Annotated in this window: 14 protein-coding genes; 11 read left to right on the forward strand and 3 right to left on the reverse strand. The window is 39.3% G+C overall.

The features are described from left to right. Positions 1 to 284: 284 nt before the first annotated feature. From V7K42_RS13545 to V7K42_RS13590, 10 genes are all read left to right on the forward strand, one after another. Positions 285 to 2,288 (forward strand): amylo-alpha-1,6-glucosidase, encoded by a 2,004-nt coding sequence (locus V7K42_RS13545; RefSeq protein ID WP_334916917.1) that lies wholly within the window; start codon positions 285 to 287, stop codon positions 2,286 to 2,288. A gap of 1,044 nt (positions 2,289 to 3,332) precedes the next feature. Continuing rightward, on the forward strand, positions 3,333 to 4,769 hold the full coding sequence (locus V7K42_RS13550; RefSeq protein ID WP_334916919.1) for a sensor histidine kinase: 1,437 nt from the start codon (positions 3,333 to 3,335) through the stop codon (positions 4,767 to 4,769). Positions 4,770 to 4,821: 52 nt separating this feature from the next. After that, a complete protein-coding gene (locus V7K42_RS13555; RefSeq protein WP_094328596.1) occupies positions 4,822 to 5,502 on the forward strand; it encodes a response regulator transcription factor in 681 nt (226 codons plus the stop codon). A gap of 50 nt (positions 5,503 to 5,552) precedes the next feature. Beyond that, complete coding sequence (locus V7K42_RS13560) at positions 5,553 to 5,765, forward strand: CopG family transcriptional regulator (protein ID WP_334916921.1); 213 nt, start codon at positions 5,553 to 5,555, stop codon at positions 5,763 to 5,765. A 1,001-nt stretch (positions 5,766 to 6,766) separates the two neighbouring features. Beyond that, positions 6,767 to 7,906 (forward strand): hypothetical protein, encoded by a 1,140-nt coding sequence (locus tag V7K42_RS13565; protein WP_334916923.1) that lies wholly within the window; start codon positions 6,767 to 6,769, stop codon positions 7,904 to 7,906. Positions 7,907 to 7,991: 85 nt separating this feature from the next. After that, the gene (locus V7K42_RS13570) at positions 7,992 to 12,710 is read left to right on the forward strand and encodes a response regulator (protein ID WP_334916925.1); all 4,719 of its coding nucleotides are present in this window, start codon (positions 7,992 to 7,994) and stop codon (positions 12,708 to 12,710) included. Between the two features lie 259 nt (positions 12,711 to 12,969). After that, positions 12,970 to 13,626 (forward strand): hypothetical protein, encoded by a 657-nt coding sequence (locus V7K42_RS13575; RefSeq protein ID WP_334916927.1) that lies wholly within the window; start codon positions 12,970 to 12,972, stop codon positions 13,624 to 13,626. 87 nt (positions 13,627 to 13,713) lie between these two features. After that, positions 13,714 to 15,915, forward strand: coding sequence for an OmpA family protein (locus V7K42_RS13580; protein WP_334916929.1), 2,202 nt, complete (start codon positions 13,714 to 13,716; stop codon positions 15,913 to 15,915). A 47-nt stretch (positions 15,916 to 15,962) separates the two neighbouring features. Further along, a complete protein-coding gene (locus V7K42_RS13585; protein ID WP_334916931.1) occupies positions 15,963 to 16,487 on the forward strand; it encodes a Rab family GTPase in 525 nt (174 codons plus the stop codon). A 16-nt stretch (positions 16,488 to 16,503) separates the two neighbouring features. Continuing rightward, complete coding sequence (locus V7K42_RS13590) at positions 16,504 to 18,891, forward strand: hybrid sensor histidine kinase/response regulator (RefSeq protein ID WP_334916933.1); 2,388 nt, start codon at positions 16,504 to 16,506, stop codon at positions 18,889 to 18,891. Between the two features lie 14 nt (positions 18,892 to 18,905). Here the strand turns inward: V7K42_RS13590 and V7K42_RS13595 are convergent, their stop codons facing one another. Continuing rightward, on the reverse strand, positions 18,906 to 19,322 hold the full coding sequence (locus V7K42_RS13595) for an ATP-binding protein (protein WP_334916935.1): 417 nt from the start codon (positions 19,320 to 19,322) through the stop codon (positions 18,906 to 18,908). 150 nt (positions 19,323 to 19,472) lie between these two features. Between V7K42_RS13595 and V7K42_RS13600 the strand changes: the two genes are divergently transcribed. Further along, on the forward strand, positions 19,473 to 20,663 hold the full coding sequence (locus V7K42_RS13600) for a SpoIIE family protein phosphatase (RefSeq protein ID WP_334916937.1): 1,191 nt from the start codon (positions 19,473 to 19,475) through the stop codon (positions 20,661 to 20,663). A gap of 43 nt (positions 20,664 to 20,706) precedes the next feature. Here the strand turns inward: V7K42_RS13600 and V7K42_RS13605 are convergent, their stop codons facing one another. Together V7K42_RS13605 and V7K42_RS13610 are read right to left on the reverse strand one after the other, a co-directional pair. After that, a complete protein-coding gene (locus tag V7K42_RS13605) occupies positions 20,707 to 21,033 on the reverse strand; it encodes an STAS domain-containing protein (protein ID WP_334916939.1) in 327 nt (108 codons plus the stop codon). 102 nt (positions 21,034 to 21,135) lie between these two features. Then, positions 21,136 to 21,843, reverse strand: coding sequence for a PIG-L deacetylase family protein (locus V7K42_RS13610; protein ID WP_334916941.1), 708 nt, complete (start codon positions 21,841 to 21,843; stop codon positions 21,136 to 21,138). Between the last annotated feature and the right edge of the window lie 201 nt (positions 21,844 to 22,044).

Consider the following 22,044-nt stretch of genomic DNA (forward strand, 5'->3'; position numbering starts at 1 on the left):
GCTTTTGAATCTTACTTTAGGATGTATCAATTAAATCCTCTAAAATTTTGCTCAAGCTAATGATTTTTTCTCACTTGTGAGAAATCCGGGTTTAGAGGTATTTTAGCTTTTACTTCCAGAAATATCTTACCCTAGATACTAGTATTTAGTATTACTTAATGTCACAGATTTTATTTAACCGCGATCGCCAGTTAAAATTTTAGAATTCTTAATATCATTCTCAGCACACTAGAGGATTGATAATCGATAATCCAAATATTGATCCCAAGGAAAAGTGTTGACTTATGTCTATAGAATTTGGGCGGGAAATCTGCGGCAATCTTGACACGGCAGAGTCACGGGAATGGTTAGTTAGTAACGGTATTGGTGGTTATGCTTCAGGAACTGTGGCTGGTTTATTGACCCGCCGCTATCACGGACTACTGGTAGGAGCATTGAAACCACCTTTGGGTCGTACCTTAATGCTGGCAAAACTAGACGAAACTGTGCTGTATGACAATCGCTCTTATTCTCTAGACACCAATCGTTGGGCAGATGGGACTGTTAGCCCTCACGGTTATCAAAATATTGAACGTTTTTCTCTAGAAGGTACAATTCCCTTATGGCGTTTTGCTGTTGCCGATGCCTTGTTAGAAAAACGGGTATGGATGCAACAAGGTGTTAATACAACTTATGTCCAATATACTCTGCGTCGGGCCACGCAACCTCTGAAGTTGACGCTCAAGGCAATGGTCAACTACCGCGATTATCACAGCGACACCCAAAGTAATGGCTGGAAGATGTCTGTTGAGGAAGTGGAACAGGGGATTTGTGTAACTGCTTATCCGGGTGCTGTACCAGTCTATCTACTGAGCGATGGCGGGAGTGCATCTGTTGCTCACGATTGGTATTATGGCTTTGACTTGGCTGTTGAACGCTATCGGGGATTGAGAGATAAAGAAGACCATCTCCATGCTGCGACTTTTGAAGTTACACTGAATCCTGGGGAAGCGATGTCTACGACGGGCTGCGCCTACGCATTTGTAGCCAGCACAGAAAAGCAAGCAAATCTCAATGCCGAAGCTGCACTTAAGTTACGTCGCGCTCAAGAGCAGAAGCTCACAGGAATTTGGAAAAATAATCAACCACTCCAAACGAAGGAATCACCTATCTGGATCAAGCAACTAATACTAGCTGCTGACCAGTTTATTGTTGACCGTCCAATGCCAGAAGACCCCAACGGCAAAACCATCATTGCTGGTTATCACTGGTTTGGCGACTGGGGACGCGACACCATGATTAGTCTACCTGGTTTGACAATTTCGACTGGTCGCCCAGAGGTAGCACGCTCAATTCTCCGCACCTTTGCCAGGTACGTAGACCAAGGAATGTTACCGAATCGCTTTCCCGATGCAGGCGATCGACCAGAATATAATACTGTCGATGCTACTCTCTGGTACTTTGAAGCAGTTCGCGCCTACTACACCGCTACAGATGATGATAATTTGCTTGCTGAACTTTTTCCTGTACTTGCAGACATCATCAATTGGCACTGTCGCGGTACACGCTACAACATTCATCTCGATCCGGCCGATGGCTTACTTTTTGCAGGCGTTCCAGGTGTACAACTGACTTGGATGGATGCCAAAGTTGACGATTGGGTAGTTACACCCCGAATTGGTAAACCGATTGAAGTTAATGCCCTCTGGTATAATGCTTTACGAACAATGGCCAAGTTTGCCCGTCACCTTGGTAAACCACACCAAGAATATGAAGCTATGGCAGAACGGGCTAAGTATAGATTTTCTCGCTTCTGGAATGAGGAGACAGGTTATTGCTATGACGTTTTAGATAGTCCTGATGGTGATGATGCGGCATTGCGACCTAACCAAATATTTGCTGTTTCATTACCAGAAAGCCCGCTAACACCTGCCCAGCAAAGGGGTGTGGTGGAAGCTTGCGGGCAAACGTTGCTAACTTCTCATGGGTTGCGATCGCTTGCTTCCAATCATTTCCAATATCAAGGTAAATACGGTAGCAATCAGTATCAACGCGATGGAGCTTATCACCAGGGGACAGTTTGGGGTTGGTTGTTGGGGCCGTTTGTCTTAGCACACCTGCGCGTTTACAAAAATCCCGATCGGTCTCGTCAATTTTTAGAACCAATGGCTAACCATCTTACTGCACACGGTCTTGGTAGTCTTAGCGAAATTTTTGATGGTAATGCCCCGATGACTCCACGAGGATGTATTGCCCAAGCGTGGACAGTGGCAGAGATTTTACGCGCTTGGTTTGCAACAGAGAGTTGATGCGGGGAATAACTATGGACTGCTCCCGCATTTCTCATAAGCTTGAGGGGAAGGATGGGCAGAGGGGTAGAGGGGAAAGAACTTGGTATTTGAACGGGAGCAACGCGAAAAAGTGAGATCATCGTCTAATGAGCAGGGGGAGCAGGGGGAGCAGGGGGAGTAAAGAAAAATCTTAGTATGTTTCTACTACTAAAAAGCTAAAAAATATACTTAAATTATTTCTCTCCCCCTGCCTCCCCTGCCTCCTCTGCCTCCCCTGCTTACTCACCTCACAAAATCGCATTGCTCCCTATTTGAACTCTCCCCTACTCAAGCGCAGGCTGAATCGAGATGTGGTGAGAAATCCGGGTGCTAACCTTTCACCATATCTAAAGTTAAGGAAAATATTCAACCGTTCATCCGACAATATCTGAATTCAATAGCAAGAGCTATTTTCAGTCATTGTATTCTTGTTTGAATACAATGACTGAAAATTTAAGGTAATTCTCATATAAAATTAATTTAATTCATAGTAAATTACCTTAATTTATTATTAGACAAAAATTTACCGAGTTCAGAGATCGATTAAAAAAAATTCTTTCACAATCTTTTTGGAATGGCTGTACTTTTTACTATAGATATGCAATACAGGTAAGTTTAAGTCAGCGATAACTAAAGATGTAGCAGTTAATAGTAACTTTATATTTAGGATTCTGATTTTATCGTAAAAAAAAGGGTTTAAGAGGCTGTTTGAAAAGTCCTCTCATTGGTAGCGAAGCATTTTAGATCCCCCTAAATCCCCCAATAAATTGGGGGACTTTGATTCTGGTTCCTCCCTTTTATAAGGGGAGCCAGCGCGGTCTTTGGGTTTTCCCCCATGAGCGACTGGCGTGGGCTATGGGGGATCTATAAGTGCCTAAAATCACAGCCAAATACTTTTTAAGATCCCTACCTCTACAGGTAGCCTCAGTTTCAGTCGGGGTTGAAATTCCCGTCTGAAATTGTCTTTAATTTTGAATTATTATTGATGTAGCCTGATTCAATACCTAAAAGGTAACTAGAACAGTGAAGCAAATCAGAAAATTTTTGATAATAAATATAGACCCATTTTCATTACAGTCACGCCTCACAATTGGTATCGCTACATTTTCGGCTTTGGTATTAAGTAGCTTTGCTACATGGACTAGTTGGAAAATGCAGCAAATCTTAGTTGATAGCCATAAGTATGGTATAGAAGAAATTGCCAAACGTTTACCGCAAGATGTGCAAATTTATAGTGAAATGATGCAGCCTGAGACTGGATTACAGAAGGCCATGAATAACTTGGCAAATACAAACACATTATTATGGCTAAAAAGTCCCGATAATAAAATTTTAGTGAAATCGGCTACTTTAAATTTATTGTCTGATACTACGGTAGCTGAGTTAATGTCCCTGACTAAGATGCCGATTAAACCACAAGTTTATCAAATAAACCAAAGCTATTTTGTTTTATGTGGTAGTTCTGTACAAGTACAGGGTAAGTTACTGGGTGAGTTATTTGTAGTCAAGGATATTACCCACGAACAGAGAATGTTTGTGGTAATGGTACAGAGTTTAGTTATTATTAGTTTTTTAGCAATTATTATTTTAACTGCTGCGATCGCATTTTATATTAAACGTTCTCTGCAACCTCTACGCCAGCTAAATCAAATGGCTTCTGTGATTTCGGCTGATGATTTAGGACAAGCACAACTATATCTTGATAATGCACCGAGCGAAGTTAAAGAATTAGCTCAAACTTTAACCATGCTCTTATCTCGCTTATCCCAATCTTGGCAGCAAGAACGAGAATTTGTGAGTAATGTTTCTCATGAATTACGCACACCATTAACTATCGTACATGGTTACTTGCAAAGCGTCTTGCGAAGGCAAAATAACTTAACCCCAACCCAACAAGAAGCTTTAGAAACTGCTGCATCGGAAGCAGAACGCACCATCCGTCTGCTACAAGACTTACTTGATTTAGCACGAGCCGATAATGGTTACTTATATTTTCAAATGAAATGTTATGTGCTAAATGACTTGGTTGAAGAAGTGGTGATGATGGCAGAAAAGTATAGCGATCGCATAATTAAAATCGATTCAGAAGTTGACCGAATTGAGGTGAAAGCAGACTATAGCCGTCTCAAACAAGTCTTATTAAATTTGATGGATAATGCTATTCAATATTCTGAAGCTGATACACCCATAGTTTTTAAATTAAATCAACTTCAAGATAAGGCAATTATTGAAGTTTGTGACAAAGGTCATGGTATTCCTTTGCAACAGCAAGCACGGATATTTGAGAGATTTTACCGCGTAGATGAATCCCGCTCTCACACTACTGGGGGTTGTGGTTTGGGTTTATCTATTGTCAAGACACTTGTGGAAGGTATGGGAGGTAGTGTCAGCGTGCAATCAAAGTTAGGTGAAGGGAGTACGTTTACAATCAGTCTACCTACATATAGCAGTTCTATCTGATTAAGGAAGTGTGGGTAGTTCAGAATTGCACCATAAACCAATACACAAACTTATGACAGTACATATCCTTTTGGTAGAAGATGAAGTCAAACTGGCAAGATTTGTCGAATTAGAACTAAGTAGCGAAGGATACCAAGTAAGTGTAGCCCATGATGGTATTGCCGGTTTAACCTTGGCACGAGACTCATCGCCAGATTTAGCGATTTTGGATTGGATGCTACCAGGACTAACGGGTTTAGAAATTTGTCGCCGTTTGCGAGCAACGGGTAGTACAGTACCAGTGATTTTGTTGACAGCAAAAGATGAAGTGAGCGATCGCGTCGCCGGTTTAGACGCAGGAGCCGATGATTATGTAGTTAAACCCTTCAGCATTGAGGAATTACTAGCTAGAATTCGCGCTCATCTGCGCCGCACCCAAGAAACAGACGAAGATGTGTTGCAATTTGAAGATTTAAGCTTAAATCGCCGCACTCGTGAAGTTTTTCGCGAAAAACGAAGCATTGAGTTAACAGCAAAAGAGTTTCATTTATTAGAATATCTCCTCTCACATCCCCGTCAGGTATTTACAAGAGATCAAATTTTAGAGAAAGTTTGGGGTTACGATTTCATGGGTGATTCTAATATCATTGAAGTATATATTCGTTATCTACGACTCAAATTGGAAGAGAATAATGAAAAGCGTTTGATTCATACAGTCCGTGGTGTAGGTTATGCACTGCGGGAGCAATCGTAATGACTTGGTGATTTCGACACAAAGCAACATATTAAAGACAAAATAGGATCATGAATAAAAAATGGGCTGTTAAACGACTAACAGTAAATCTCACAACCGAGGAAATGAAGAAACTTGAAAACTACTGTGCTTTGACAGGAAGGCCAGCAACAGATGTAATTCGGGAATTGCTCCGAACTCTTGAGGTCGAAAATTCTGAAAACTCTGAAATCGGAACAGCAGACTCAAGAATAACAGTTGGCAGTGGGTCAAAATCACAGTAACTATTCACCAGAATATCCGGCCAAATCTCGTAAATCTGCTATCTTGACTTACCGATAGGACTAAAGGCAATACTTATCGGTTAAAAGGAAAAGGGTAAGGGATGAATTTCAACCCTTACCCTTTTTCGTTTAATTTTTCTTAGACCACTCAAAATACGCTTGGGTTAAAGGCTACTGGTAAAAAATATTGGGTTTTCGAGACGCGATAAATCGCCGTCTCTACAAGTGTTTTGATCTTATCTGAACTGTATTGAGACTATTCAAGACCCATTCGTCAGAGGTTAAGGTTTAATACCATTTGTCAATAAGCAATAGTACTTAAAATATTAATGAAATCGGGGTCAGAAACAGAATTTTTGAGCAGGCGATGCGTAGGGTGGGCTACGCCTACGCCTCATCTTGATAAGTACAGTAGATTGCAGGTAAATGAAGTACACAGGTAGGGGCACAGCAGTGCTGTGCCCTTAAAATCATCTGTACCTCATCAAGTTGCAATCTACTGTATCATTCATCGTTGACCCATAATTTCAGTACAATAGTTAACTTAATATTTCTGCTTTTTCCAAATTTTCAGCATAATTTCCAATTGACAAAAGTAAGATTATCTTCACCTCTTACTGATGCTCAAGACCTCGGTTATCAATTCAAGGTGCGTTAGGGTACAGCACAACACAGCCTACTTCTAATTTATATTTTTTCATATACATTAAATTCTTCTCGCCGACTTACTTACTCGCAAACAATATTAATTAGACAGTTAGGGAACAACCCTATATAAAGTAAAGCCTTTTTCCTTTGCCATGTTTTAACAAGCATATATTTTGGGCATTATAATCCCAAGCCCAATAGATCAACTAGCAGCCAGAAACTTTTTGGCAGCAAGTTTTTTATTTACAACTATAGATCGACCAATGGCAGATAGTTTTATAATTTATCTCTTTATTTCTCGACAGAGTTCGTACACTGGGTTGATTTGGAGATGCCTACAGGTTCAATTGGGAGTGATCTGTAGCGTAGGGATTTGGACATTTTCAGAAGCTAAGTTACAAGCTGCCCAAGCACATCAGACCTGGAAATCACCTTCAGAATTGACTGAGGGAGTCACCAAAATAAATCCTGAGTCAACACCTATTTTGATGGCGGCACCCGAAAACTTCAATCCTGATTTGCAATTACCGCCAGTGGTACCCAAACCACCCCAGAATTCTAGCCCACCAAAAACTTCTACCGAACCAAGAACGCCGGATGCAGTTTTGGAAAGCATTGATACAGACTATAGCTATGAGACAGATAACTTTGGTCAAACCAACTTCTTTTTTGAACCAACGGCTCAGTTTCGATTGAGTAATGGCAATAAAATATTTTTCAAGACAGGTTTTAACTTCTTTGAGCAACGTGGTGTTGAATCAATTACAAATTTTCCCTTGCAAGTTGGATGGCAAGGAAAAATTGGGCAAGTGACTCTGCAAACAGCAGCCGGAGTCGATATCTTCAATCGTTTACCTACAGCTATTAATCTCAATGCTAAGGTGGAAGCTCCCATTTCACCGCCGCAAGTTTCGTCATCTGGCCAATTGCTCTCGGTAGTAGTACTCTCAGGTAATTTAGAACAAGGGCCTTATAAATCCAATGCCCGAACTTTAGAAAATCAAATTACTGCTTGGCGATTTGGGCCTGATTTATACTGGCAGATTGACCGTAAAACCAGTTTCTTTTCATCATTGCGTTTGGGTAGTTACAACGATGGTAATTCTGAGGTGCAGTCATTTAGTCGGCTAGAGCGCAAGTTTGGACAGTTTTCTTTAGCAGCTAACTTATTCACTTGGAATTTCGATCGCGATTTAGAACGCACAAGTGGCTATTTCTCCCCACCTGATTTTTTAGTTTACAACGCTGAGGTGGCTTGGGAAGGAGAGATTACTAATTTCTTACGCTGTCGCCTCGCTGCCAACTTAGGACAGCAGCGACTTAAAGGAGAATTTGACAATGCCAATACCTATCAAACGCGATGTACGGTAAAGGTTTCACCAAGTATAGAGGCAGACCTTGGCTATAGCTTTAGTAATGTCCGAAATCAAGAAACCGGGGGAAGTGCCTACGGTGGTAATTCCTTGACAGGACAATTGCGGGTCAGATTTTAGGGGGCAGGGGGCAGGAGTAAACCCTATAAATAATCTAAAATCCAAAATCCAAAATCTAAAATCCAAAATGGGATAAGGCTGAAGAATGAAAGCACCATTGCCTGATAATGAAAAACAGCGAATCGAATCTCTTTTGGAGTATAAGATTCTCGATACTCACTCGGAAGCTGCCTTTGACGATCTCACGCGTCTCGCCTCATATATTTGTGGAACTCCTATTGCCCTAATCAGTTTAGTTGATAGCGATCGCCAGTGGTTCAAGTCTAAAGTTGGTTTGGATGCCCTAGAAACACCGCGAGATGTGGCATTCTGCGCCCATGCGATTCTGCAACCGGAGGTTTTTGTTGTGCCTGATGCCACAAAAGACGAAAGGTTTGCGACAAACCCATTTGTCACCTCTGACGCGAATATTCGATTTTATACTGGCGTACCTCTGATTAATCCTGAAGGATATGCACTGGGAACACTTTGTGTAGTTGATCGTGTACCAAGAGACCTCTCCCCAGAACAAGTTGAAGCATTACGAATTTTAGGTCGTCAAGTAATCAAGCAATTAGAAATGCGACGCAATTTAGCAAGTTTAGTATTGGCGAATCATACACACAAACAGGCACAGAAGGGACAGAAACAATTTTTTAAAAGAGTAGCCGCAGGGTTTGGGTTAGCATCGGCAATTTTAGTTTTGATTGGCGTGATTTCTTATCAAAACACACGCATATTAATTAATAGTAGTAATCAGGTACAAAAAACCCAAGCGAAAATTAATAAACTGGAAGAATTACTGTCCGAGATTAAGGATGCTGAGACTGGACAACGTGGTTATATCCTCACTGGACAAGAAATTTATTTGGAACCTTATCAACCAGTAGTTGCAAACATCGATCGAGAAATTGCTGAACTGAAGAATTTAATCGCAGATCAACCTAGCCAACAAAAGCAGTTAGCAACCCTTGAATCTTTGATAGCTGCAAAACTTGCCATACTCAAGCAGACTATATACCTGCGTCAAAATCAAGGATTCGAGGCAGCGTTGCAGGTAATCCAGACAAATCAGGGAAAACATCTTATGGATGATATCCGCAAGATCGTTTCTGAGATAGAGAATGATGAAAAAAGATTGCTTCAACAGCAATCACAAGCTGCAAAAGCCAGTGCAAACAACACACTTTTGACACTACCGATCGCTATTTGCCTAAGTTTTCTGATTCTAGCCATAGTCTACTACTTCATTTATCGGGAGGTAAAAGAACGTAAATTAGCAGAGGAAACACTCAACCAAGAACGCAACTTTATTTCAGCAGTTCTTGATACAGCCAGTGCTTTGGTAGTAGTCCTGGATACACAAGGGCAAATCGTTCGCTTCAATCAAGCTTGCGAACAAACAACTGGTTACTCATTTGATGAGGTGAGAGGAAGGCATTTCTGGAACCTGTTTCTAATTCCAGAAGAAGTAGAACCAGTTAAAGCAGTTTTTGAGCAGTTGCGAACTGGTGAAGGACTTAAAGAATATGAGAACTATTGGGTAGCAAAGGATGGTAGTCGGCGGCTGATTTCATGGGCTAACGCTATTTTGCAAGACGAAGATGGTAGTATTGAATACATCGTTAGCACAGGTATTGACATCAGCGATGTCTACGACGAGCTTCGCTTACGCAAACGAGCAGAACAGCATCTCAAAGCCCAGTATTCTACAACACGTGTCTTAGCAGAGTCCACTACAATCAACGAAGCCATGCCCCAAATTTTGCAAGGAATTTGCGAGAGTTTGGGATGGGATTTCAGTGAAATTTGGATGGTAAATCAGCAAGTAAATCTACTGTATCTACTAAAATCTTGGTATAAACTATCTTCCAAGATACAAGAATTTGAAATCCTTAGTCAGCAGACCACCTTTGCACCAGGAATTGGCCTACCTGGTCGTGTCTGGGCAAGTGCTGAACCTGTTTGGATCGTTGATGTAGTTAAAGATAACGATTTCATCCGCTCTCAAATCGCTGCCCAAGCAGGACTACACGGGGCTTTTGGTTTTCCGATCCATAGTGGTAAAAACATTCTTGGTGTCATTACCTGCTTTAGCCATGAAATTCAGCAACCCGACCCAGATTTGGCTAAAGTGATGAATTCTATTGGCGAACAAGTAGGGCAGTTTATTGAGCGCAAGCAGGCAGAAGAAGAACTCCAACGCCAAAATTTGCGATCGCAACTATTTACTGAAATCACCCTCAAGATTCGTCAGTCTTTGCAAATCAAAGAAATTCTCCAAATCAGTGTTACGGAGGTACAAAAAATTCTCCATAGCGATCGAGTTTTGATTTATCAACCTTTGGCTGATGGATCTGAAAGCACTGTGGTTGAGGCAGTACTTTCTGGCTGGCTGCCAATTAAAGACGAAAAACTCACTGATGCTTACTTTCAAGCGGAATATACACAGCACAACTATTTACAGCAGTATCGTCAAAAACGCAATTTGGGGCTTGCTGACTTAGATATAGTGGAAGTCCAAAAAAGGCATATAGAATTACTGGAACAATTTGGGGTCAAATCCAATTTGGTTATACCCATTCTTGTCAAAGAAGAACTCTGCGGTTTGCTAATTGTCCATCAATGCGGCAATTCTCGCCAATGGTCTAGCTTTGAAACTCATCTTTTACGGCAAATAGCCGATCAAGTCGGTATTGCCTTAGCCCAAGCCCAAATGTTATATGCAGAAACTCAACAGCGAAAAGAACTCGAAGTTGCCCGCCAACAAGCTGAATTAGCTTCTAAAACCAAAAGTGCCTTTTTGGCAAACATGAGTCATGAAATTCGGACTCCGATGAATGCTGTGTTGGGGATGACAGGCTTAATGTTAGAAACTCCCCTAAACGCGGAGCAACAGGATTTTATCGAAACAATTCGTATTAGTGGAGACGCTCTTTTAAGCCTCATCAACGAAATTTTGGATCTGTCCAAACTTGAGGCTGGGGAAATGGCACTAGAAACTCTAGATTTTGACTTATCTACCTGTGTGGAAGAGGTGTTGGAATTATTAGCTCCCCCAGCCCATAATAAGGGATTAGAAATTGCCGCGTTAATCTATCCCAACGTTCCCACCCATCTCCAAGGCGATGCTGGCCGCCTGCGGCAAATTCTCATGAACCTGATCAGCAATGCGATCAAGTTCACCAGCAATGGAGAGGTAGTATTAAGGGCAGAATTACGATCGCAAAACTCCACTACAGCCACCATTTATTTTGGCATCACAGATACCGGTCTTGGCATTACCCCTGAAGACCAATGCAAACTCTTTACCCCATTTACCCAAGTAGATGCTTCCACAACTCGTAAATATGGCGGCACAGGTTTGGGATTAGCCATCTGTAAACAACTAGTAAGCTTGATGGGAGGAGAAATTGGCGTAGAAAGTCAATTGGGGAAAGGATCTAAATTTTGGTTTGAAGTAACTCTCCCCCAACAACTTGACCCGATTCCCGCAGAACGCGATCGCTTCGCTACCGCCAAGGGCGATCGCGAACTTCTTACTAATCGGCGCTTGTTAGTGGTGGATGATAATGCTACTAATCGCAAAATTATCTACCATCAAGTTACCCGTTGGGGGATGTTGGTAGATCAAGCTGCTTCGGCTAGTATTGCCCTCAAAGCTATTCAGGAGGCTGCCAAGCAAAAAAACCTCTATGACATTGCTGTGATTGATATGCAGATGCCTGAAATAGATGGCATGACTTTAGGAGAACAAATTAAGGCAAATTCAGCGATCGCTGGGCTACCGATGATTATGCTTACCTCTACTAATCAACGCGATGAAATTCAACGGGCGCTAAAAATAGGATTTGCAGCTTATTTGGTCAAACCTGTTAAACCGTCCCGACTCCTCGATACCATCATGACTATTTTAGGAACGCAGTTGGAACAAGAGGAATCAGAATTGAGGGGTCAGAAGTTAAAACTGAAAAATTACGAAAACAGCAACAATCAATTTCCTAGCTGCCGCCTTCCGACCTATGACTCTCATAAATTAAGAATTCTCTTAGCTGAAGATAATTTGGTGAATCAGAAAGTTGCCTTGAAGCAACTCCAAAGCCTGGGTTATAGTGCTGATGTTGCTGGTAATGGGAAAGAAGTTTTACAGTTATTAGAAAAAATCCCCTACGATTTAATTCTGATGGATTGCCAAATGCCAGTTCTCGATGGTTTAGAAACCACAAAAGAAATTCATCGTTGGCAAGAAAGCAGCTTTGTTAGTGGTCGTCGTCCTATAGTAATTGCGATGACAGCTAATGCTATGAAAGAAGACCAACAAATGTGTCTAGATGCAGGAATGGATGACTATCTGAGCAAGCCAGTAATCAAAGAAAAATTGGCGGCGGCGTTACGGCGTTGGGGAAGTCTGATATTCATGGTAAAAGAAACAGATACTTTGGAGCAGACAGTTTCTACAACAGATACAAATTCAGTTGACCTCCCAATTGATTGGGAACGTTTGCATCAACTCTCAGAAAACAATCCCGAATTTGAATTGGAACTACTGCAAATATTCGTTGAAGATATTCAACCTCGGCTAGAGGTAATTAAAATAGCGTTCGCAACTCATAATTTTGACCAAATAGCGCAAGAAGCCCATCAAATCAAAGGTGCTAGCGCTAATGTTGGAGCTACAACTATGCATCTGGCAGCAGAAAAACTAGAACAATTATCTTACAATCAAGAGCGTCGAGGTAGTACTAACTTAATCGCGGAATTAGAAGAGTTTGTAAAACGCATCCAAGAATTTTTGAGCGGCGAAGATAATAACCCAAAAGGATGAGAAGTTAATAAATATTATTAACTTCTCAAAAGTGATATTTCTTTATGAGTAAGTATAAAAAATACTTATTCTAAAGTTCTCACTACCCATTTCCTATTTTTAAGATAGAACTTGTGAATAATTGGGAATAATAACTTTGATATACCAAATGTAGGTTCGGTGAGTTAGCTGTATCTTATGCTGAGAACCTTTAGCCTAAATGCCAGTTCAATTCATACCTCCTATCCCCAATAAATTCCCGAAAAGTGAGGTTTTTCTGATGAGTCAGATGAGTAAAGACGATGTACGAGAACGGCTTGGCAATATCGATCAGATCCGCGATATTATTTTGGGAACACAGCTAAGAGAGTACGAAAATCGATTTAGCAAGCTGGAGTCAGACATATCTCTGTTGCAACAACAAATGCGATCGCATGTTGAACAACTCAAGTCTAACTTTTCGGCTGAACTAAAAGCAGGGCTTGAGGCGCTGGATAAAAAGCTGAAGTCACTCAACCTGACAACTCAAGAAGAAACTCTTGACTTACGGCAACAGGTTGATAGACTCAATAAAAAGTTCTCTAGCAGTGTTCAGTCCCTTGATGAAACATTAGATAATCAAACTAACTCAATTCGAGATGAAATCTTTCAAACTAAAGTCCATTTACAAGATGATGTTACAGCATTACGGGATCTGATTTTAGAAGAAATAGATCGACGCTTTTCACAGTTAACAGACACTAAAGTTTCTAAAGACGATATGGCTGAAACTTTGTTTGCCTTAGGAATGCGCCTAAAAGAAACTGAATTTATTCCTAAATTACGAGAAGCAGCCGATGAACACAACGACAACTATACTGCTGTACCGCTTCTAGAAACTACAAAGTTGTCAAAAGTGTCAGCTCACTCTAACAGTACAGCAGAATTACATTCGTAATCAACTCAAGAGGCAAAGGAAGATGAAAGAGACAATTCTTCACTCCTAACTCTCAACTCAGCACTTTTAAAGACAAAACTTACTGATATGACTCAGGTGGAAAATTCAATTTCTCAATCTGTCGAGTTAAAGCCGGAAGAAGCTGTACAAATTGACAATTTAGTGCATCTACTTGTCGAACTCAAAATTATCGAACCACCTGAGCAATCTTTTTCTTCATTTTCATCTGAAATCGATCGTGGTGATGAGCATCTAACTACAACAAAATTTGAAGCATTGCAACTCACTCCAGTGACAATAGAAATATGTGAGGCTTATTTAGAATCGACTTTTAATTCTCGTCAAAATGCATTTAAATCAGTAAAGTTTGTCGAAAACGAATTAGATAAATCTATTGAGCTATTTGCAACTTTTGAGGAAAATACAGATAATTCAGATGATGCATTGCAAAAGTTAAAAGATATATTAGTCGGAGATGAATTATCACAAACAAATAATATTGTAGCTAGGTTTGAACAAAATTTAATAAAAATAGAGAATCAAATTTACGAACCTAAAGAGCTAATAAATCTACTCCTTCCATGTATTTCTGAGATTTTAAGGCTGAAGATTGCAGAGTCTAGAGAGGAAATTGTCCAGATAATTGCCCCGATTATCGATCAAACCATCCGCAGTCGCACTGAACAAGATAAAATTAGCATGAGTGATGCGATCGCACCTTCTATTCCCCTAGCTATTACTCAGCAGATTATTGTTGCTCCAGAGGAAGTTTCAGATGCGATCGCTCCTGCAATCGGACGAGCCATAAAAAAGCAAATTGAAATTGAACAGAATATTGTTGTGGATGCACTCTACCCCATTATTGGTAGTACCATAGCCAAATATATGGCAGAGACAATCCGTGCCATTAACCGACAAGTTGAAGAAACCCTTAGTGTTGAAGGGATAAAACGTAAAATTCGTGCCAAATTACAAGGAGTTTCTGAAGCAGAATTAATTCTTAAAGAAGCTCTCCCATTTACAATTAAAGCAATTTTCTTGATTCATAAAGCATCTGGTTTAGTTATCTCAGATATTCAGCGCTCTGATGCACAGCAGCTAGAGGCTGATATGATAGCAGGAATGCTGACGGCGATTCGCAGCTTTGCCAATGATTGCATCAATCAATCTGGAACCATAACAGAATTAGACGCAATTGAATACGGTACATCCAAAATAATTTTAGAAGTTGCCGGATACTGTTATTTAGCGATCGTTATCCAAGGAGACGCTAGCAAAAGCTTTATTCTAAAAATGCGGCAAACTTTTAGTCAAATAGTTAAAAAATATGGTGATTTAATTGAACAATTTGATGGTGTTCCAGATACAATTCCTATTGAAATTCATACAGTTTTAGAAGAACTTAAAGGTACAGATGTTCTACCGGAAAAGAAAAAAAATCAATTATCAACGTTATTAATATTAGGCTTAACAGTTATTAGCACCATTATCATTCCTTGGGGCATTTGGCAACACCATAGTGGAGTCATCCGTGATATTGAAAGTAAAACTTCGTTGGCTTTAACTTCTGTTCCAGAACTAGCCGTATATCGGCTAAACGTGCAGGTAGAACACAATAGATTAAAATTAACAGGATTATTACCTAATCAACTTCTTCGCCAGAAAGCCGAGCAAATTGTTAAAGCAACTTCCCCCCATTGGTTGATTGACAATCAAATTTTATTAGTAGAAGTACCAGCAGATCCTGTATTAGCTGCTGCTGAAGTTAAACGAGTCACAATAGTTTTAAATCAGACGAATGGTACAGCTATTTCCACTCAATACAGTGCTGGTAAAGTAGTTGTTGAAGGTACTATCAATCGGATTACAGATGCTCAGATTATTGCTCATGCATTTGAGCAAATTCCCGGCGTAAAATTTGTATCTAGCGCGGTGCAAGTAGAACCTCTGCGAATTGAAGTTCGATTTTATTTTCAACCCGACTCAGCAAATTTAATCAAAACAAATTTAGGATACAAGGTTCAACAGGTCAAATCTTTCCTCAATCAACACCCAAATCAACATTTAAAAATTATTGGTTATAGTTATGACCATACTGGTAAAAACACATCCCACAATTTGGCACTTACGCGAGCAAAAGCTGTACAACAAGCACTGATCAAATTAGGTATCGAGCCATCTCGTCTACAGGTCATTGGTAGGACAAGCTTACCACCAGGGATTGATCCAACTCATCCCTTATGGTTAAGCCGTTGTGTAGTTCTAGAAGCGATAAACAAGCAACTTTAAGTTAAAATAGCTCTAATTTCTATTATCCTACCTACATTTATTCAATTATGTCTACAATTTCTAAAAAAATCTGCTTATTTGGTGATTTTGGGGTTGGCAAAACCAGTCTAATTCATCGATTTGTAGAATGTCAATTTAGCGATGAATATCTTTCAACTGTAGGGGTAAAAATTTCTCGCAAATTAGTTAATGTTTCTACAAAAGACCTGCATGATGGGCAAAATTTACAGTTGCTAATTTGGGATATTGAAGGCAGTAATAAGTTTAAGGCAGTTGCTCAAAACTATTTTCAAGGTTCTAAAGGTGCTGTGATAGTTGGTGATGTTACACAACCAGAAACACTCAATCATATAGGGGAACATATTCAAACTTTTTTAGCTGTTAATCCTAAAAGCTATATTGTGGTTGCACTGAATAAATCAGATATGATTGCGAGTGAATACTTAGAAAACATCCGTAAAATGTATGAATTTACCAATCAAAATAATATATTAGACACATATATAACTTCGGCTAAAACTGGCAATAATGTTGATGAGATATTTAAAACCTTAGCCCATCGTTTAATTTAGTAAAATGAACTCATTGTTGACAAATATATTATCTGTATGCAAGATTGAATATTTGATACTTGATGAAGACCTTAAAATTGTAGAGATATCTGTTGGACTAAATCATTTTGCCAACATTTTTGATGAAGTCAAGCAAGGTGAAGATGTTCGGATTGCGTTTCCCGAATTAGAGGGACTTGAAGATATTTCTGATGCAATTCGACATGGCGAGCAAGATAACTTTGAATTAAAGGGAATCATGCGCTCACAAGATGCGGCTTCTCCCTTGTATATTGACATTCGCATTACTAAAAATATACAAGAAAATTCTTCTATCAATCCCCTCATCATTATTGTAGAAGATTCGACGGAAAGGATGGTTCTTGAGCAATCTTTATTTCAAGGTGCAAATGAAGCAAATCTTTTATTACGTAATTTAAAGGCTTCTAAACAATATATTGACCAAATTGTAACATCAATGGCAGATGCATTGTTGGTAACAACACTGTCAGGAAAGATAAAAAAACTGAATCTAGCTGCACAAGTATTGTTAGAATATGACGAAATAGAACTCATCGGTCAACCTATCACCAAAGTTATTAGAGAAGTCGATAGCTATAAATTAGAGTTAGGAAATATTGAAAATATTGAGACATTCCCAAATTCAGACCAAAATCTTTTACTAAAAGACGTAGAAACTGTTTGTTATACAAAAAGTAAAAAAACAATTTCCGTAGCTTTTTCCTACTCAATTGTTAAGACAGAAATTGAGCATTTTCAAGGCTATGTTTACATTTTGCGAGACATGACTGAACGCAAACAGGCAGAACTTGCTAAACAAGAATTTTTAGCGATGATTAGCCATGAGGTTCGGACTCCAATCGCATCGGTAATTGGGATGGCCAGTTTGTTACTAGATTGTGGATTGATTGGTCAGCAGAAAGACTTTGTTGAAATCATTTACAGCAGTGGAAATTCCTTACTCAAAATTATTAACGATTTTCTTGATTTCTCTAAAGTACAATCGGGTAATTTGGAACTAGAAGAGGAACCTTTTATTTTGCAAAGTTGCATTAATGAAGCTTTTTATTTACTTGCGCCTCAAGCTAGAGAAAAAGGTTTAAAAATTACATTTTTAGATACTCTTAAACTTCCTACTACGATTGTGGGAGATATCACCCGACTCCGCCAAGTCTTGATTAATTTACTCAGTAATGCTATTAAATTTACCCAAAATGGAAGTATAGAAGTTTCAGTGATCATCCGCAATAATAAGGATATTAATCGTTCTTCTGCTGCAAATACTGACGAGATTCAGTTTAGTATTAAAGATACAGGCATCGGTATTCCAAGCGATCGCATGGAACGTTTATTTAAAGCCTTCAGTCAAGTAAACTCCTCCACTACTCGAGAGTATGGCGGCACTGGATTAGGTCTTGCCATCTGCAAGCAACTGTGCGAGTTAATGGGTGGCAGAATTTGGGTTGAAAGTGAACTAAATATAGGTAGTACATTTTACTTTACGATTGCCGCTTCTGTTATTCCAGAGGAGTCAGCAGGGGCGCAAGTCTTTGCGTCAGTACAGGAGTTACAAGTGAGAAATTCTGAAAATAAGTGTGATTCTCGTCCTTCTGACTTGCCTAAATTAAGAATTCTCTTAACTGAGGATAATCTGGTGAATCAGAAAATAGCCTTGAAGCAACTCCAAAGCCTGGGTTATAGTGCTGATGTTGCAAATAATGGCAAAGAAGCGTTGCATCTGTTAGAAAAAATTCCTTACGATTTAATTCTAATGGATTGCCAAATGCCAATTCTTGACGGATTAGAAACCACAAAAGAAATTCATCGTTGGCAAGAAAGTAACTTTGCTAGCGGTCGTCGTCCTGTAGTAGTTGCGATGACAGCTAATGCAATGAAAGAAGATCAAAAAATGTGCCTAGATGCAGGAATGGATGACTATTTGAGCAAGCCAGTAATGAAAGAAAAATTGGCGGCGACTCTAGAGCATTGGGCAAGTCTAATATTCAGAGTAGAAGAAACAGAAGTCTTAGATCGGACAGTTTCTACAACAAATATAGGTTCAATTGACCTCCCAATTGATTGGGAACGCTTGCATAAACTCTCAGAAAACAACCCAGAATTTGAATTAGAACTACTACAAATATTTATTGAAGATATTCAACCTCGTCTAGAGGCAGTTAAAATAGCGATCGCATCTCATGATTTTGACCAAATAGCGCTTCAATCACATCAAATTAAAGGTGCTAGTGTCAATATTGGAGCTACAACGATGCATCTGTTAGCAGAAAAACTAGAGCAACTAGCTTATAACCAAGAGGATCGAGGTACTAATAACTTAATTTTGGGCTTAGAAGAGTTTGTGAAACGCATCCAAGAATTTTTAATCAGGACTCCTAACTCCTAATTACTATTATAACTTTAGTAAGATTTACTAATAAATAAACAGCAACGATTATCTACTGTCGGCTTATAACTCAATTTGTCGGCAATGGCGGACATAATTTTTAAACCCCGTCCTCGTTCTTGCTCATTTTCCTCAAATTCAGATGTTTGTTGCAATTGCTGCTCTAAGTCAAAGGGTTCCCCTTTAGACCAAATACGAATTTCTATAAATTCATTTAACCGCACAGCTTCTATCTCAATAGGAGTTTCAATAGGTAAATTTCTGTGTGCGTGTTCAACAATATTAGTAAAGCCTTCCATCATCAGTGTTTGACATTGCCACCAAATTTGTCGATCGGCAATAGGTGGTTGATTTATTTGCTCAAACCAAGCTAAAACTTGAGGTGAAGCTGTCAGGTCTGTATTGACTTTTAGATAAATTTTGTTTTTCACTTCTTAACCAAAAAAATATTTTGAAATCATCATATTCGTTCATTAGTTTATTTAATTTGAGTATTTCTACTATATATTAAAAACTAAATTGCATATAAGTTAAGTTAAAGCAACTATTTACCAATCATTTTACTTAATCAACTGTAATTTATGTTTAAAATTCTGGTTATTGATGATGACCCTATAGTACGAGCAGTACTGAAAAGAACACTCCAAAATCAGGGTTACGATATCACTGTAGCTAGTAATGGCGAGGAAGGAATTACACAAGCCCAATTACTACATCCGGCTCTGATTGTCTGTGACTGGATGATGTCCCAGGTCGATGGGTTAGAAGTGTGCCGTCGAATTAGAACAGATCCAGAGTTGGCAACTACTTTTTTTATTCTATTGACGGCTAGGGGGGCAGCTCGAGGAGAAGAGGAAGATAGAGTTAGGGGACTTGATGCTGGAGCAGATGAGTTTATCTCTAAACCTATAGAGATGAATGAATTGAAAGCACGGGTAAGAGCAGGACTAAGATTACACCAGCTAAATCAGGATTTACAAAGTCGAAAAGAAGCTTTGGAGACACTAAATCAAGACTTACAAACCCAAAAGCAAATTTTGGAAGCAGAATTAGCTGAGGCTGCTGATTATGTGCGATCGCTTTTACCCTCGCCACTTGTAGGAACAGTAACTACAGAAAATCTGTTTATTCCCTCAGCCCAGCTAGGGGGTGATTGCTTCGATCATCATTGGATCGACGAGGATCATTTGGCAATTTATTTGTTGGATGTATCAGGTCATGGGGTAGGTTCAGCCCTCCTATCTGTATCCGTCCTAAATGTTTTGCGATCGCAATCTCTACCGAATACTAACTTTTGCCAACCCAGCGCAGTCCTAAAAGCGCTCAATCATGCCTTCCAAATGACAAAGCACGGTGATAAATACTTCACAATTTGGTATGGAGTTTATCACCGCCTTAAACGTCAACTTCTTTATGCCAACGCCGGACATCCACCAGCTTTACTGTTATCTAATACCTCTACAACAAGCATTCAAGTTAACCAGCTAAGTTCTTTAGATTTACCAATTGGCTTTTTACCTGATGTGCAATTTGAAGATGCTGTTTTTGATATCGAAGAAAACAGCACTCTGTACATCTTTAGTGATGGTGCTTATGAAATTAATCAGTCAGATGGTAAAATTTGGGGTATTGATGCTTTCATTGACTTGCTAACGAAATATAGCAGGAAAGATACCTATAGCCTAAATGAACTATTAGCGAACATTCTCGCCTTAAATGCCCAAGATAATCTTGATGATGACTTATCTTTGGTAAAAGTTAACTTTTCTTAGTATATTTAGGTCTGAACATTCAACCTTAGTATGGTTTCATAGCTTATTGCGTTGCCAATACTTGGCGGTTGAATTCATCTTGATCGGCAAATGTTTGAAAAATTCTATCCATTTTAGTCAGTTCAAACAACATCCTGACTTGATCGCTGACCGAACAGATAAAAAGTTTAGTATTAGCATTTCGCGTTATTTGCATTGCTGATACTAAAGCACCTAAACCAGAGCTATCGATAAATTTTACTTCTTTCATGTCAATTAACAAAATATCGGCTCCGGTTGCCACAATACCGCTAACTTCACGACGCAGTTCATTACCTTTAATACCATCTAAAATCCCAGACAATTCTACTACTTTCACACTTAAATTCATGATTTTGTCCTATTTATTGATTAAAAAAATGTAATTCTATTTTGGCATTGACATTAGAAAAACTGCAATAGAGACAGCAATTATTTTGTGATTTCTATGCACTTATCTGTGTTTAATTGCTTGATGATTATTAGCTATTGCAGTAAAAAAGCTAGCATTTACACATTGCCTAGAAATTTCAAAAGCTTCAAAATAACCATCTTTTTGACCTAACTCTCGTGCCCAAAAACGAGATAAAACTAGTATGGCATCAAGTTGCATAAATGTTTTATTGAGTTCTGATTCATAACAACCGATAGCTGCAACTTTTTCCTCAATTACAGAAGTAATATCCACAAAAAAATTGGGTTCAAAACCACGCAAAAAAACAGGTGGGGCGGAATACCACAAAGTTATGTTTTTACGGGTAGCAACATTAGAAACTGCGATCGCACACACTTCATGATCTCTATGTCCATATTTTTCAGGTTGTGGTGCATGAGTAATAATCAGATCCGGTTGGCAACGCCTAATAGCTTCTTCAGTAACTTTGATCACTGCTTGGGTTGAAAAATTATATTCTTCAAGTGCATAAAACTCGTAAGTTGCACCGATGATTTTACCTGCGGCATCCGCTTCTTGATGACGTGTACCCTTAATAGTCGAACTGGAAAGACTGCCATCAGTCAAAATTAAGCAACGAATATTCCATCCTGCCTTGGACATGAGACTGAGAGTGCCAGCAGCAGGTAGAACTTCATCATCAGCATGAGCATAAATTGTTAAGACGGTTCGTTGACCAAAGTTTTTTGAGTCTGAATCAGTGTTCATAGTTATGTTTCCTAGATTAGATTTATAAGGAAATTAGGAGTTATTTTCCTTTTTACGGTGTCTCTCTTTGAGGATGTTTGAAATTCGCCGTGATTTTAGGCACTTAGCGATCCCCCCTAACCCCCTTTCAAAAAGGGGAAGAATAAAAGTCCCCCTTTTTAAGAGGAGCCACTGCTTCACTTAGGGTCTCCCCAAGTGAAG

The sequence above is a fragment of the Nostoc sp. genome (assembly GCF_036917455.1).
GTDB lineage: Bacteria > Cyanobacteriota > Cyanobacteriia > Cyanobacteriales > Nostocaceae > Nostoc.

Bases quoted from the DNA above. Each gene is read 5' to 3' on its own strand.
- V7K42_RS13605 (WP_334916939.1), bottom strand. From the start codon at position 21,033: ATGAATTTAAGTGTGAAAGTAGTAGAATTGTCTGGGATTTTAGATGGT.
- V7K42_RS13555 (WP_094328596.1), top strand. From the start codon at position 4,822: ATGACAGTACATATCCTTTTGGTAGAAGATGAAGTCAAACTGGCAAGA.
- V7K42_RS13570 (WP_334916925.1), top strand. From the start codon at position 7,992: ATGAAAGCACCATTGCCTGATAATGAAAAACAGCGAATCGAATCTCTT.
- V7K42_RS13600 (WP_334916937.1), top strand. From the start codon at position 19,473: ATGTTTAAAATTCTGGTTATTGATGATGACCCTATAGTACGAGCAGTA.
- V7K42_RS13560 (WP_334916921.1), top strand. From the start codon at position 5,553: ATGAATAAAAAATGGGCTGTTAAACGACTAACAGTAAATCTCACAACC.
- V7K42_RS13580 (WP_334916929.1), top strand. From the start codon at position 13,714: ATGACTCAGGTGGAAAATTCAATTTCTCAATCTGTCGAGTTAAAGCCG.
- V7K42_RS13545 (WP_334916917.1), top strand. From the start codon at position 285: ATGTCTATAGAATTTGGGCGGGAAATCTGCGGCAATCTTGACACGGCA.
- V7K42_RS13610 (WP_334916941.1), bottom strand. From the start codon at position 21,843: ATGAACACTGATTCAGACTCAAAAAACTTTGGTCAACGAACCGTCTTA.
- V7K42_RS13575 (WP_334916927.1), top strand. From the start codon at position 12,970: ATGAGTCAGATGAGTAAAGACGATGTACGAGAACGGCTTGGCAATATC.
- V7K42_RS13585 (WP_334916931.1), top strand. From the start codon at position 15,963: ATGTCTACAATTTCTAAAAAAATCTGCTTATTTGGTGATTTTGGGGTT.